This is a genomic window from Actinomycetospora lemnae, assembly GCF_028737315.1.
GTDB classification, from domain to species: Bacteria; Actinomycetota; Actinomycetes; order Mycobacteriales; family Pseudonocardiaceae; genus Actinomycetospora; species Actinomycetospora lemnae.
The window spans coordinates 333,557-347,483 of the sequence record NZ_JAQZAO010000006.1; the positions used below are offsets into that span (position 1 = coordinate 333,557).

At 77.5% G+C, this 13,927-nt stretch carries 11 protein-coding genes; 2 read left to right on the forward strand and 9 right to left on the reverse strand.

Annotated elements, in window-relative coordinates; translation table 11 throughout:
- Positions 1-28 precede the first annotated feature (28 nt).
- The 8 genes from PGB27_RS16115 to PGB27_RS16150 form a co-directional block, all read right to left on the reverse strand.
- Positions 29-556 carry a hypothetical protein gene (locus PGB27_RS16115; protein ID WP_274201389.1) on the reverse strand — a complete coding sequence of 176 codons (528 nt, stop codon included), beginning with the start codon at positions 554-556 and terminating at the stop codon, positions 29-31.
- Between the two features lie 87 nt (positions 557-643).
- On the reverse strand, positions 644-1,672 hold the full coding sequence (locus tag PGB27_RS16120) for a serine/threonine-protein kinase (protein WP_274201390.1): 1,029 nt from the start codon (positions 1,670-1,672) through the stop codon (positions 644-646).
- Between the two features lie 28 nt (positions 1,673-1,700).
- Positions 1,701-3,665 carry a serine/threonine-protein kinase gene (locus tag PGB27_RS16125; RefSeq protein WP_274201391.1) on the reverse strand — a complete coding sequence of 655 codons (1,965 nt, stop codon included), beginning with the start codon at positions 3,663-3,665 and terminating at the stop codon, positions 1,701-1,703.
- 148 nt (positions 3,666-3,813) lie between these two features.
- The gene (locus tag PGB27_RS16130; RefSeq protein WP_274201392.1) at positions 3,814-4,659 is read right to left on the reverse strand and encodes a hypothetical protein; all 846 of its coding nucleotides are present in this window, start codon (positions 4,657-4,659) and stop codon (positions 3,814-3,816) included.
- The gene (locus tag PGB27_RS16135; RefSeq protein WP_274201393.1) at positions 4,656-7,316 is read right to left on the reverse strand and encodes an ATP-binding cassette domain-containing protein; all 2,661 of its coding nucleotides are present in this window, start codon (positions 7,314-7,316) and stop codon (positions 4,656-4,658) included. Before PGB27_RS16135 ends, PGB27_RS16130 begins: the two co-directional genes overlap by 4 nt.
- A gap of 150 nt (positions 7,317-7,466) precedes the next feature.
- Entirely contained in the window at positions 7,467-7,805 is a 339-nt protein-coding gene (locus tag PGB27_RS16140) for a hypothetical protein (RefSeq protein ID WP_274201394.1), read from the reverse strand.
- 158 nt (positions 7,806-7,963) lie between these two features.
- Entirely contained in the window at positions 7,964-9,874 is a 1,911-nt protein-coding gene (gene pknB / locus PGB27_RS16145) for a Stk1 family PASTA domain-containing Ser/Thr kinase (RefSeq protein WP_274201395.1), read from the reverse strand.
- Between the two features lie 159 nt (positions 9,875-10,033).
- Positions 10,034-11,158 carry a DUF5685 family protein gene (locus tag PGB27_RS16150; protein WP_274201396.1) on the reverse strand — a complete coding sequence of 375 codons (1,125 nt, stop codon included), beginning with the start codon at positions 11,156-11,158 and terminating at the stop codon, positions 10,034-10,036.
- A 184-nt stretch (positions 11,159-11,342) separates the two neighbouring features.
- Here PGB27_RS16150 and PGB27_RS16155 point away from each other — a divergent pair, with 184 nt between their 5' ends.
- Both PGB27_RS16155 and PGB27_RS16160 read left to right on the forward strand, forming a co-directional pair.
- On the forward strand, positions 11,343-11,903 hold the full coding sequence (locus PGB27_RS16155) for a hypothetical protein (protein ID WP_274201397.1): 561 nt from the start codon (positions 11,343-11,345) through the stop codon (positions 11,901-11,903).
- A gap of 118 nt (positions 11,904-12,021) precedes the next feature.
- Positions 12,022-12,807: a class F sortase gene (locus PGB27_RS16160; RefSeq protein WP_274201398.1), complete on the forward strand. Its 786-nt coding sequence runs from the start codon at positions 12,022-12,024 to the stop codon at positions 12,805-12,807.
- On the opposite strand, the gene PGB27_RS16165 is transcribed toward PGB27_RS16160, so the two are convergent.
- Positions 12,804-13,835, reverse strand: a complete 1,032-nt coding sequence (locus PGB27_RS16165; protein ID WP_274201399.1) for a DUF4185 domain-containing protein — start codon at positions 13,833-13,835, stop codon at positions 12,804-12,806. The genes PGB27_RS16160 and PGB27_RS16165 overlap by 4 nt on opposite strands.
- Positions 13,836-13,927 lie beyond the last annotated feature (92 nt).

Here is a 13,927-nt window from a genome sequence, read left to right on the forward strand (position 1 = left end):
CCGCCGTCGCCGGCGACGTCCCGGCCGGTCAGGGCAGCCGCAGGAAGGACATGCGGCCCTGGGTGTCGACGCCGACGACGGCGCCCCCGGCCGCGTACCGGTAGACGTCCGCCCGCCGCTGCGGCGGCTCGCGCAGGGCGGCGAGCAGCTCCTCGCGGTTGTCGGGCTGCGCGACCAGGGGCGCCACCCGCGACCACGGCGCCGCGTCGTAGGCCGCCGCCGGCCGGTAGCGGGACTCGACGCCGGCGACGTCGCCCGTGCCGAGGGCGGTGTAGAGGCCCTGGACGCCCGTCGCGACGGCCGCGGGCAGGGCGCGCCCGGCGGTGTCGGTGACGGCCGGGGCGCCCGCCGGGGCGGGCGGGGTCTCCGGCGCGGCGGCGCTCGGTGCCGGCGCGGGGACGGCGGAGGCGACCTCGGTCGAGCTCCCGGACGAGCTCGGTGCCGTGACGAGGGTCAGCACGGCCAGCGCCGCGGCGACGACGATCGCGACGGCGAGGGCCGCGCTCGCGATCCAGGGACCGCGGCCGGCACCCGCCGACGCGGCCGGAGCGCTCATCGCCATGACGCCGGTCGGTGCGCGGTGATCGGCCCGGTGGTGGTCATGTGGCCTCCTCGATCGGTCCCGGCCGCAGTATCGAGACGATCACGCCGGAGCGTTACCGCTGGTCGGGGCAGTCTGCGTCACGCGGACGGGTTCGTACAGGTGGACCGTGGAGGCGTCCGGGTCCGGCGCGGGGTCCGGCGAGGTGGCCGGCGAGGTGGCCGGCGAGGTGGCCGGCGAGGTGGCCGGCGCGGTGGTCGGCGCGGCGACCGGCTCGGTGGGGTCGGTCGAGCCCCGTGGCGCGGGTGCGGGCGGCACGGGGACGGGTGTGGGGATGACGTCGGTGGGCCGCGAGGACAGATCGGGATCGGTGTCCTCGGGGTCGTGGTCGGACGGTGGCTCCGCGAGCCCGGCGAGGCTCCTGAGGTCCCGGAGCAGCGCCGCGCCGAGGCCGCCCGGCGGGCCGGGGTGCTCCTGCGCCACGCGCGCCAGCAGCGCGCCCAGGGCCTCGCCGAGCGGCGCGTCGGCCGCGGCGGCGTCCGGTACCAGGGGCACGGCGGCGAGGGTCGCGGCGAGCGCGCGGGCGTCGTCGTCCTCGGCGCGCGGGCGGTCGTCGGGACGGCGTCCGGACGGCGCGCCGAGCAACCACACCGCGGGCGGCTCCCCACCCACCAGCACGACGTCCGGGCCGATCCCGCCGTGCACCAGGCGCGCCGTGTGGGCCGCGGCGAGCGCCCCGGCCAGCACCACCGCGAGGGCCAGCACCCGCGAGGCGGGCAGCTCGCCGACGTCGGCGAGGCCCCGGGCACCCGCGGGGACGTCGTGGACGAGCCACAGGTCGCGATCACGCCCGGCCGCGACGTCGCGGACCGGCGCCAGCCCGGGATGCGGGTGCTCGGCGCCGCGCCGGACGTCGCGCACGACCCGGGTCAGCGTCCGCAGCGCCGGCGGACCGTCGCCCCGGTCGGGGGCGAGCGCGACCGCGACGACCGGACGGTCCTCCCAGTCGTCGTGCGTGACCCGGACCGCGGCGGTCACCGCGTCGCCGAGCCGGTAGTGCCCGCCCGAGAGCAGCTCACCCGGGGCGCCCGGCGCGCGGTCCACGCCCGGCGGGTCCTCCGTCACCGTCACCGTCCCGGTCGCCCGGTGGCTCGGTCGCTCAGCCGCCGAAGGTCGACCGGGCCCGGAACTGGATCCGCTGGAACACGGCGTTGGACTGCTCGAGGTCGGCGGTGCGGATCTCCCAGCTGTAGTTCAGGCCGCTGTAGATGCCGGTGGAGTAGACGGTGCCGTCGCGCTCCGCGGTGTAGAGCGGGCCCTGCTCGACCCCGCCCGCGCGCCACACGTCGAACTGCTCGATGCGCGGGCCGAGGCTCGCCGTGTCGTCGTAGAACGACCGCGCGCCGGCGGCGTCGGGCCAGCGGGCGAAGATCACCCGGGCGCCCGGGGCCGCGGTGGCGAAGTCGCAGATGTAGGCCTCGGTGGGGTCGACGCCGGTGCTGGTGGTCAGGCGGTCCTGCGAGGTCGAGGGCCGGCAGTTGCCCGTGGTCGTGTCCGGGAAGACCTGGGCCATCGTCGCCTGGCCGGCCGGGGCCGAGCCGCCGCCCGAGCCGCCGCTGCCACCGGAGCCGGTCGTGCTCGGGGGCTGCGCCCCGGTCGTGACGGGCGGCGCGGGCGGGGCGGCCGCCGTCGACCCCTGGTTGAGCAGCACGACGGCGCCGACCGCGACGACGAGCAGCAGGACGAGGACGCCGGCGACGATCGCGGCGATCTTGCCCTTGCCGCCCTTCGGGGGCTGCGGCGGCTGGCCGTACCAACCCTGCGGTCCGCTCGTGCCGGGCGGCGGCGGGTACTGGCCGGTGCCGTAGCCGGGCGGGTAGCCCTGGGTGGACGGGTAGCCGGGCTGGCCGTAGTTCTGGGTGCCGCCCGGCTGCGTCGGGCCCCACGCGGCGGGCGCGGGCTGCGGGCCGGAGCCCTGCGGCGCGCCGAACGGCGACGGGCCCTGCGGTGACCACGGCTGGGAGGGCGGCTGGGCCTGCGGACCCGAGTGCCGGCGCGGGCCGGGGACCTGGGTCGGGGTGGCGCCCTGCGGCCCCGAGGTACCGCCCGCCCCGGCGGCGGCGCCCGCCGCACCGGCGGCGCCGGCGGCACCGGCCGCACCGGCCGCACCCATGGCTCCGGCACCCGGCCCACCGGCGCGGACGCCGCGCACGGTCGCGTCCTCGGCGCCCGGGGCCGACCCGCCGCCCGCCTCCCCGCCGACCGCGCGCACGGCGGCGTCGGCGAAGTCGCCCGCGGTGGCGTAGCGCTGCGCGGGGTCCTTGGCCATGGCGGTCCCGAGCACGGCGTCGAGCGCGGGCGGCGAGCCCGGCGCGACCTCGGAGAGGCGCGGGGGCGTCTCGTTGAGGTGGTCGTACATGAGGCCCGGGCCCTCGGACACGAACGGCGGGCGCCCGGCGATCGCCTCGAAGAGCAGGCAGCCCAGCGCGTAGACGTCGACCCGGCGGTCCATCTCCCGGCCCACGAACAGCTCGGGCGCCATGTAGGCGAGGGTGCCGATGGCCGAGCCGGTGCCGGTCAGCGAGCTCTTGGTGTCGCCGCCCATCGCGCGGACGATGCCGAAGTCGACGAGGTAGACGAAGTCGCGCCCGCGGTGCTGGGTGATGAGGATGTTCGACGGCTTGACGTCCCGGTGGATGAGGCCGTCGTCGTGCGCGGCGTCGAGGGCGTCGGCGGTCTGGCGGACGATCTCGGCGGCGCGGCGGGGCTCGAGGCGGCCGCGGCGCTCGATCTCCTCGGCGAGGTCGACGCCCGAGACCAGGCGCATGTCGATGTAGAGGCGGCCGTCGATGGTGCCGAAGTCGTGGATCGGGATGACGTGCGGCGACGACAGCCGGGCCGCGGTGCGGGACTCGCGGCGGAAGCGCTCCTGGTAGTCGCCGTCGTCCGCGAGGCCGCCGTGGAGGCGCTTGACCGCGACGGTGCGCTGGCGGCTGGTGTCGTAGGCGCGGAAGACCTCGCCCATGCCACCGCGTCCGATGCGCTCCTCGAGGCGGTACGGCCCGAACATCTCCACCGGCTCGCCCGACGACGGCGGCGTGTGGCCCGGGGCCTCGGTGCTCATGCGGCGCTCTCCTGGATCGTGGCTCACCGGGGCGACGGACAGCCCGGGTGAAAGTCACCGAGAGTATGTGCGATGGCCCCGAGGCAGGCCATAGCCCTCACACATTTCGCAGAGTTCCCTTACTCGGCGTCACATCTCGCGGTCTCCGTCAGCCCGGGACCTCCGTCGCGGGGCGCAGGTGGAGGACGGAGCGCATGCGCTGGGAGTCCTGCGCCGACCGGGTGACGACGTCGAAGGTGTACGGCCGTTCGGAGTACGCAGCGGTGGCGTAGACCGTGCCGTCGGCGGCCGCCCGGGTGTGCCACGGACCCTGGAGCTGCCCGCCCCCGTCCCGCCACTGCACGGCGCCGTCGACGCTGGGACCCCACTGCACCTGGTCGGCCTGCCACCGCAGCGCGTCGGCGACCGTCGGCCACTCCGCGTAGTAGACGAAGCCGCCCGGCACCGCGGCGCCGTGGTCGCAGCGGACCACCGCGACGGGGCGGGCGCCGGTCGAGGTCACGTACTCGTCAGCACCCGGAGGGTACGCCGCGCAGGCCGTGCCGAGGGCGGTGAGGTCGGGGAACGCGGCGGCGAGCCGGCCGGGCAGCACGGGCGCGGGCGCGGCCCCGGGCGCGGCGCGGTCGGGGCCCGGCGGCCAGCCGACGACGGCGACCATCCCGGCCACGCCGAGCAGCCCCACCACCAGGCCGATCACGAACCCGAGCAGCACCGCCGACAGGCGCCGGCCCGGCCGTCGGCCTCGGTCGGGCGGCGGCGGCGGTGGGGTCGGGGTCGGCGGGGCGGGCGGAACGGGCGGGCTGACCTCGACGCGGGGCGACGGCGCCGGACGCGGCGTCGGGACGGCCGCGAGCCCCGGGGCGGGCGTGCCGGTGGGGACGGGGACGTAGCGGCCCGCCGCCGGTGCGGCTGACGCGGCGGGCTGCACCGGCGCGGCGCGCGACACGATCCGGACCGCGATCCGGTCCGCCCGCGCGGTGGTCCCGGTGCTCATCGCGGCCGCCGGGCCCGTGGGTCGAGGCGGCGCAGCAGCAGCGCGGTGACGACGACGAACAGCACCGTGACGCCGGTGATCGCCCCGAGGTCGAACAGCCAGGTGGCGGCGTCGTGGGCCCACAACGGCTCGGCGTCGGTGTAGGGGGGCGGGACGCCGGGACCGCTGCGCACGCCGATCGTCGAGGCCCCCAGCGCGAAGCCCCAGCGCGCCGGCACGAGCCACGACAGCTGGGCGAGGACCGGGCTGTCCTGGATCTGCAGGAGCGCGCTGGACAGGATGAACTGCAGCATCGCGAGCAGCACCAGCAACGGCATCCCGCGGTCGGCGTTGTCGATCCACGCCGAGACCGCGAGCCCGACGGCCATGCTGGCGATGGTGGTCGCGGCGATCGCGACGAGGATCTCCAGGCGCGGGTCGGCGAGGACGACGGCCTCGTCCGGACCCGGGCGCCCGATCGTCCCGAGCACGCCCAGCACCACCGCCTGCAGGCCCGTGACGACGGCGAGCACCACGACCTTGGACAGCAGGTACGCCGCGCGCGAGAGCCCGATCGCCCGCTCGCGGCGGTAGATCTCGCGCTCCTTCACCAGCTCGCGGATCGACGCCGCCGACCCCATCAGCGCCGCGCCGACGATGAACACCATGAGCAGGCTCTGCGGCGCGCCCGGCACCCCGCGCAGCTGCTCGGCGAGCGAGAGCCCGGTGTCCACCGGCAGTGCGTGCGACAGCGCCGCCAGCAGCAACGGCAGGGCCGCCATGAAGATCGTGTACTGGCGGTCGGCGGCGATCACCGCGAGGTAGCGCCGGGCGAGCACCCCGAACTGCGCGATCGCGGACTGCTGGCGCGGCGGCGGGGCCGCGGGCACCACCGGGGCCGGCCCGCGGACCGCGGGTGCGCGCGAGGGCGGCGCGGTGCCGATGTAGCGCTCGCCCAGCGGGGAGCGGCGGTAGCGGTCGGCCCAGTCGACGGTCTTGTCGCGGTCGAGGAGCAGGAACAGGTCGGCGAAGTCGGTGACGCCGAAGTAGGCCAGGGCTTCCTGGGGTGGTCCGAAGTAGCCGACGGTGCCGCCGGGGGCCAGGAGCAGGAGGCGGTCGCAGACGTCGAGGTTGGCGACGTTGTGGGTGACCACGACGACGGTGCGTCCGTCGTCGGCGAGGCCGCGCAGGGTGTGCATGACGCTCTTGTCGAGGCCGGGGTCGAGGCCGCTGGTGGGTTCGTCGAGGAAGAGCAGGGAGGGGCGGGTGAGCAGTTCGAGGGCGACCGAGGTGCGTTTGCGCTGGCCGCCGGAGAGGGAGTCGATGCGCTGGTCGGCCTGCCCGGTCAGCCCGAGCTCGCCGATGACCTCCTCGATCCGGCGGTCCCGCTCGTCCTCCGTGGTGTCCGACGGGAAGCGCAGCCGCGCGGCGTAGGCGAGCGCGCGCCGCACCGTGAGCTGGGGGTGCAGGATGTCGTCCTGCGGCACGAGGCCGATGCGCTGGCGCAGTTCGTCGTAGTCGGCGTAGAGGTCGCGGTCGGCGTAGGTGACCACGCCCTCGTCGGCGGGCCGGAAGCCGGTCAGGGCGCGCAGCAGCGTCGACTTCCCGGCCCCCGAAGGCCCCACCACCGCGAGCAGGCTGTTCTCCTCCAGCGCGAACCCGACCCCGTCGAGCAGGGTGCGGCCCCTGGGGGTGCGCACGACGAGGTCCTGGGCGCGGAACGCGATCGCGCCGGCGTCCTCGCGCTCGACCAGCCGGACCGATCCGTCCTGGCCGACGTCGAGGTGGAACAGCGCGTGCCCGATGCCGACGAGCATCCCCGGCCGCAGCGGGACGCGACGGATGCGGCGCCCGTCGACGTAGGTGCCGTTGGGGCTGCCGAGGTCGACCAGCTCCCAGCCGCCCCTGCCGTCGGGGAGGAGCTCGGCGTGGTGGCGGGAGACGAGCAGGTCTCCGACGACGACGTCGTTGTCGTCGGCACGGCCGATGCGGATGCGACCACCGGACGCGGGCGGGGCGGCGGGCCCCGGGGTGCCCGCGGGCGGCGTGTCCTCCCGGAGCGGCGGCGCGGACGGGAGGCGGTGCACCGCCGAGAAGCGGCCCTGGGTGCTGGGCCCGGACGGAGCCGGGGTGTCGGCGGCGGGGGTGTCGGCGGCGGGGGTGCCACGGCTCGGGGTGCCGAGGCGCCGGGTGGCACCGGACGGGGTCCCGACGGGCGGCATCCCCACCGCGGGCGTCGCCGCGGGTGCGACGGCGGGCCGGGCGGCCGGGGCGAGCATCGGGACCGGCGGGGCCCCGGGGTCGGCGCCCACCGCCCGCAGCACGAGGCGGACCTCGGGGCCGCCGACCCCGAGCGTGAGCGTCAGCCGCGGCGTCGCACCGGGGGACAGGCGCAGCTGCGCGAGCCGCTCCCCGCCGACGTAGACGCCGTTCTGGCTGCGGTCGACCAGCTCCCACCCCGTCGGCAGCGGGCGGAGCTCGGCGTGCACCCGCGAGACGAGGGGGTGCACCACCTGGAACCCGGCGGCCTCGTCCCGCCCGATCGTCAGGGCCCGCCCCGTCGGCACCACCAGGCGCTGGTCACCGTGGGTGAGCTCGAGCTGCGGCACCGTGAGGGCGCGCCCGCGCGCGGGGCGGCGACCGGCGGCCGGCCGGGGCACGGGCTCCACGGGGTGCACGCGTCCTCCTCCTCGCGGGCCGGGCAGGGCCCGGCGACGTCACCGCGCGCGCAGCCGCGCGAGCGGTGACAGTGTGTGTTCGCGAGGAGACCTCAGCCAGGGGGTTCGCGATAATCGTGGCGAACCATCACCGAGGGTGAGCAGCTCCGCTCAGGCGGGGTGCGGCAGCGGGGCGGTGTGCGAGCGGCGCGCGGCCGGGACCCCGTCGACCGCCGCGAACGGGCGGGTCAGCGGGTCGCGGCGGGCGTCCTCGTTGCCGATGACGTGGGCACGCCCCGTCACCCGGACCGAGCCGACCTCCGCGAGTCGGCGGTGCACCCGGTCGAGGCGCGCCTGCAGGGCGGCGTCGTCGATGGCCTTCCGCTGCTTCGCGCGGCGGGTGTGGCGGGGTCCCGCGTCCTCGGGGCCGAGGGTGCCGACCGTGTCGCCGTGACCCAGCACGGCGGTGGAACGACGGGCGCGGGTGGTGGTGGTCGAGCGGCGGAACATCGTGGATCACGTCCCTCGGTGCGACGGGCCGACGTGCTGTCACCCTCTGCATCGAGCGCCGCGCGGCGGTTCTTGATGGGCCGTCCGGTGGACTCCAGCCGCAGGGCCGATCAGCCGAAGGGCCCGCGGCCGGGACGGTCCGTGCGCACCCGTCCCGATCAGCCGAACAGGTCGTCGAAGAACCCGTCGTCCTGACCCGTGCCGGTGTCGTCCGTGGTGTCCCCGGTCTCGCCCGCACCGGGATCGCCGGTCGCGCCGCCCTCGGCGTCGCCCGTCCCGGTGCCGCCGTCGCCGCCCTCGCCGGACCCGTCGCCGGTCCCCGACGACGACCCGGCCCGCACGACGTCGACGGTCACCGTGCTGCCCCGGGGCACGGCGGTGCCCACCCCGGGCTGCAGGGCCACGACGGTGCCGGCCGCGCCGCCCCCGTCGACCTCACGCACCGACACCTCCAGGCCCACGCCCTCGAGCGTCGCCTCGGCGGAGGCCTGCGAGCGGCCCACGACGTCGGGCACCTGCAGCGTCGCGCGCCGCTGGCCGATGGTCAGCTCGATCGCGCCGCCGGCGGGGCGCAGCGAGCCGGGGACGGGGTCCTGGCCGACGACCTGGCCCACCTCGGTCGGGTCGTCGGTCTCGCGCAGGCGGGGCACCGGCGTGAGCACGAGCCCCGCGCCCTCGGCCGCCACGCGCGCGGCCTCCGGGCTGCGGCCCACCAGCAGCGGGACCTGCACCAGCCCCGGGCCGCGCCCGACCCGCAGCGTCACCGACGAGGCCTCGTCGACGCGGGCCCCGACGTCCGGGGTCACCGCGACGACCCGGTCGACCTGCTCGGGCGGCGAGGCCGTGGGGACGACGATCGCGGCGAGGCCGGCGTCGGCGAGCGTCCGCTCGGCCTCGCCGCGGGTGAGCCCGACCAGGCGCGGGACCTCGCTGTCCGTGGGGCCGAGCGCCCACCACCCGGCGCCGCCGAGCAGCACCGCGAGCACGGCCGCGACCGCCACCAGGCGTCCGCGCCGTCGGGACGACCCGGCGGCGGCGTGGGCCCCGGTGCGGGTCCCGCGGTGGCCGCCCCGCGCGAGCTCGGGGGTCAGGACGGTCTCGGCGGTGTCGTCGAGGGCGCCGGACCGACCGCCGCGCGCCCGACGCCGGCCCGGGTCGGTCGGGTCGGCGCCCTCGCGGCTGACCCGCTCGTGCTCGGCGAGCACCGCCGGGGCGTCCGGCCGCTCGCCCGCGAGGACCCGCAGGAGGTCCGCGCGCATGTCGGCGGCGGTCTCGTAGCGGTTGTCGGGGTTCTTCGCCATCGCCCGGCGCACGACGGCCTCGAGCTCCGTCGGCACGACGACGCCGGGCGGGGTGAGCGTCGCGAGCAGCGGCGGGTCCTCCCGCACGTGCTGGTAGACGATCGCGACGGGGCTGTCGGCGGTGAACGGCGGCTCGCCGGTGAGCAGCTCGAACAGCACGCACCCGGCGGCGTAGACGTCGGCGCGCGCGTCGACCTCCTGGCCGAGCCCCTGCTCGGGCGAGAGGTACTGCGCGGTCCCGATGACCATGTCGCCGGTCAGCGCCGGGCCGGTCTCGGTGAGGGCGCGGGCGATGCCGAAGTCCATCACCTTCACGACGTCGCCCGGCGTGATCATGATGTTGGCCGGCTTGACGTCGCGGTGCACGACGCCGTGGTCGTGGCTGAAGCCCAGGGCCGCGCAGACGTCGGCCATCACCGCGCACGCGCGCTCGGGCGGCATCGGCCCGTGGGTGCGCAGGAGGTCGCGCAGCGTGGAGCCGCTGACGTACTCCATGACGATGTACGGGAGGCCGATGCCCTCCGCGGCCACCTCGCCGGTGTCGTAGACCGCGACGATGCCCGGGTGGTTGAGCGACGCCACGTTCTGCGCCTCGCGCTCGAAGCGCAGGCGGAACGAGGGGTCGCGGGCGAGGTCGGCGCGCAGCACCTTGATCGCGACCTCGCGCCCCAGCCGCACGTCGTGGCCCGCGTGCACGTCCGCCATGCCGCCACGGCCCAGGCTCGGGCCGAGCTGGTACCGCCCGGCCACCAGCGTCGCCTGCGACATGCGCTCCTCGTGCCTCCGCTCGTGGTCGGTGCCCGCCGGGGTGCGCGGGGGGACGCGGGTCAGCATCACCCGGACGGGTCCAACGGCGCGGGAGCGGGTCGGCAACGGCGGGTCGCCCCTTCGGCGCGCGAGTTCGCCCGTTCGTCGGGTCCGGTGCCGTCAGTTGCCACACGAACAGCAGTCGCAACAGCTGCCGCACTCCGAGCAGCCGTCGCAGCAGTCGCAGCCGCACTCCGTGCCGTCGCAGCAGCTCGCGCAGGGATTGGACCGCGGCTGCCCGCTCCACGGCCCGGTGATCGGGTCGGCGCAGCAGAGCTGTCCCGTGCAGCAGAGGCCCGCCGCCGCGACACAGCCGCCGACGAGCCCGCGCGGCCCTCGAACCGGGGGACGGTCGCCGGGCTGCGGCGGGTGGTCGGTGGACGGCTGCTCCGTCCGGACGCACGTGCGGTCGAGGGCGCGCGCGGTCTCGTGGACGAGGAGGCGGTGGGCGAGGCGCGCGTCGAGGCCGTGGGGGTCGGGGAGCTCGACGGCGGGCAGCGTCGCGGCGAGGGTCGCGGCCTGGGCGCGCGCCGCCGCCGTGGTGGCCCGGACGCCGGCCCCGGTGGCGTCGACCGGGTTCCAGCGGCCGGTGCGCCGGTCGTCGTCGAGGTCGTCGAGGGCGTCCAGGAGGTGCGCCAGCCGGCCGAAGGCGGCGCCGGCGCGGGCCAGCGGGGCGGCGTTGTCCGGGCGGCCGGCGAGGACGGCGGTGTGCGCGAAGGCCGCGGCCACCGCGTCGGCGGTCGGTGCGGTGACCTCGTCGAGGGTGACGGGCCCCGACGCGTGCTCGACCGCGTGCTGGCGGGCCGGCACCGCGAGCAGGGCCGAGGGGTCGAACCCCGCGGGCGCGGTGGCGCGGGCCCGGGCGCTCCACCGGTCGGCGACCCGCCGGGTCAGCGCCGCCGCCGACCGGTGGCGCAGGACGCCCTGGCGGTCGTCGACGTGGTCGGCGAGGTGCCCGGCCGCGAGCAGCAGCGCGGCGTGGGCGGCGAGGCGGGCGCCGTCACCGGAGACGACGGTGGCGGTGCGCATCCCGCGGGCGGGGCAGGGGCCGGCGTGCCGGTCGGGCGTCGTCGTCTGGGCCGCGGTGAGCACCGAGACCAGCAGGGCGTCGACGTTCGTCGCGGTGCGGGCGAGCTGGCCGTGACCGTCGCGCAGCGCGAGGCAGGTCCCGCAGAGGTGCGCCGCCCACCGGCGGTGCAGCGCGGGCGGGAGATGGTGGCGGCAGGGCCGCACGATGCCGAGCACCGCGAGCACGCTAGTGATCCACGGAGTCGATCACGACGCTCCGTTCGACAGGTGGTGCACGGCCGTTCGTCGCAACGCCTTGCACCGGGAGGGTGTGCGGCTCGGGGCCGCCGGGAAGGGTCTGCGCGACCGCGTCACGCCCCGTCGGGGCTGGCGTGCCGCGACTCATCGGGAGGGGAAACCCGTGATCTCCAGGAACACGACACGCCTGCTCTGGGCACCGGCGCTCGCCGGCGCGCTGTCCCTCGGCGTGCTCGCCGGCTGCTCGCAGGAGCAGCCGGCGGCGGCCCCGGCGCCCGCGGGGCCGCCGAACGCCGCAGCGGGCCAGGGGCAGCCGGGCGCCGGTCAGCCGGGTGCGCCGGGGCAGCCCGGTGCCGCGGGGCAGCCGGGTGCGGCGGGGCAGCCGGGTGCGGCGGGGCAGCCGGGTGCGGGCACCGCGCCCGGTGGCGGCGGCGCCGGGGGCACCGGCGCACCGGGCGGGACGAACGCCGACGGCTCGGGGTCGCAGGACGGCAGCGGCTCGGGTTCGGGCAGCGGCTCGGGTTCAGGCAGCGGCTCGAGCGACGGGTCGGGCTCGGGCACGGGCGGCGGCACGAGCCAGACCCCGTCGGGCGGCGTCGCCACCGGCGGCGGCTCGACCTCGGGCGTCGAGCACGCGGGCCTCATCGGTGCCGGCGCGCTCGCGCTGGCCGGGGCCGGCGCGCTGGGCGGCGTGGCCGCGCGCCGTCGCCGATCCGCGGGCTGAGCACCTCGACGACCGTGACACCGACGACCCCGCCCACCGGCCGGTGTGCGGGGTCGTCGTGCGTCGGCCGGCGTGTACGGGGTGCGCCGGCTCGCCGCGCGGGCCGGAGGGGAGCACCGTGAGCGGCGTGCCCGACCCCGCCGAGCGAGATCAGGAGCACCGCACGGACCCCGAGCGGGCCGGCGAGGTGCATGAGGTGCCCGTGATCACCGGGACGGGGGCGGGGCCCGGGCCGGGACCCGCGCCCACCCCCGACCGCGCGCGCCGGGCCCTGGTCGCGGGGGCGGTGGTGCTCGCGGTGCTCGGGGTGGCGCTGCTGGGCTGGGCCGCCGGACACCAGACGTCGGCACCCCCGCCGCCCGGGCCCGTCGCCGCCGGCCCGCCGCCCCCGTCCTCGCCGGCCACACCCACACCCACACCCACGCCCACGCCCGCGCCCGGAGAGAGCACCTCCCCGCCCGCGACCCTGCGCATCCCGGCGATCGGGGTGGACTCGCCGGTCGACCAGGTCGGGCTCAACCCCGACCGCACCATGGAGGTCCCCGCCGAGGGCTCGCCGGGCTACGGCCACGCCGCGTGGTTCCGGTACTCGGTCACCCCGGGGCGCCAGGGCCCGTCGGTGCTCATCGGGCACGTGGACTCCGCGACGTCGGGGCCGTCGGTGTTCTACGAGCTCGGCCGGCTGCGCCCCGGCGACCGCGCGGACGTCGTGCGCGCCGACGGCGTCACGGTCACCTTCGAGGTCACCGAGGTGGTCGTCGTCCCCAAGGACGCCTTCCCCACCGACCGCGTCTACGGGCCCACGCGCGGCCCCGAGCTGCGGCTGATCACCTGCGGCGGGAGCTTCGACGCGGGCGCGGGCTCCTACCGCGACAACACCGTGGTGTTCGCCCGCGCGGTCTAGGGGCCGATCCGCGCGCGGAAGTGCATGGCCCGGTACGGCCAGTTGTCGTGGGTGTGCCACTGGCTGACGACGAGGTGCATCTCCTGCGGCGTGGAGCCGGGGAGGATGTAGCCGCCGTAGCACTGGGCGACGCGCCCGCAGCCGTGGTCCTCGTCGCCCCAGCCGCACCCGGCGATCACGGTGAGGCGCTCGGCGGTGGTGAGGTCGGTGGTCGGGCCCTGGGGCATCGGGACGAGGTCGATGCGGTAGTTGCCGGCGTCGAACAGCGCGAGCCACCACTGGTCGCCGACGCAGCGCAGCGAGAGCTCGCCGAACGCGCCGGGCAGCACGGGCGTCGGCGGGTTGCCCCACGCCCAGGCCCCGCCGGCGAAGCCCCAGCCCTCCCACGCGGCGGCGTCGAGCAGCTGGTCGGCGGGCACGCGGTGCAGCAGCAGGGGCTTGTCGCGCTGGAAGCCCGTGGTCAGCGCGTAGACGTAGCCGTCGGGGCCGAGCTCCCAGGTCAGCATCTGGAAGAGCCCGCCGAGGTGCCCGCCCGGCCAGGACAGGCCCGTCGACTCCCAGGTGACGCCGTTGTCGCGCGAGCGGTGGATCTCGGTCCAGTGCACGTTGCCGAGCCCCTCGCAGGCCATGACGTGCAGGTACATCTCGTCGCCGATGGTGATGAGGTCGGTGGGCAGCTGCGTGGTGATCCGCGTGCCGCCCACGAGACCGCCGAACCGCCCGCCGATGCGGGCGTTGTGGCGGTAGGAGATGACCTGCTCGGCGTAGGGGTGGTCGCCCCCCGCGGAGCCGGTCCACCGCACGCCTCCGTCGCTGCGCACCGTCGCGGGGTCGCCGAAGAGGATCACCGGCGAGCGCCAGCCCGGTCCGCCCGCGTGCTTGCTCTCGAAGGTGTCGCCGAAGACGGCGACCAGCCGCCCGTCGGGCGCGAGCACCGCCGCGCCGAGGTCCGTCCCGCCGATCCCGTAGTCGTCCGTGTGGCCCGGCCCGGTCAGGTCCCGCAGCTTGGTGACCTCGAGGGTGCGCATGGCGCCGGTATACCGGCCGCTCGCGACCAGCGGGATCGATCCCTCCGGCGGGCGTGTCGCGGCCCGGTGACGGCCCGGTCGGGGCCGACGAC

Excerpts from the sequence above, each read along its gene's own strand:
- PGB27_RS16140 (WP_274201394.1), bottom strand. The coding sequence starts at position 7,805 with ATGTTCCGCCGCTCGACCACCACCACCCGCGCCCGTCGTTCCACCGCC.
- PGB27_RS16165 (WP_274201399.1), bottom strand. The coding sequence starts at position 13,835 with ATGCGCACCCTCGAGGTCACCAAGCTGCGGGACCTGACCGGGCCGGGC.
- pknB (WP_274201395.1), bottom strand. The coding sequence starts at position 9,874 with ATGTCGCAGGCGACGCTGGTGGCCGGGCGGTACCAGCTCGGCCCGAGC.
- PGB27_RS16130 (WP_274201392.1), bottom strand. The coding sequence starts at position 4,659 with ATGAGCACCGGGACCACCGCGCGGGCGGACCGGATCGCGGTCCGGATC.
- PGB27_RS16115 (WP_274201389.1), bottom strand. The coding sequence starts at position 556 with ATGAGCGCTCCGGCCGCGTCGGCGGGTGCCGGCCGCGGTCCCTGGATC.
- PGB27_RS16125 (WP_274201391.1), bottom strand. The coding sequence starts at position 3,665 with ATGAGCACCGAGGCCCCGGGCCACACGCCGCCGTCGTCGGGCGAGCCG.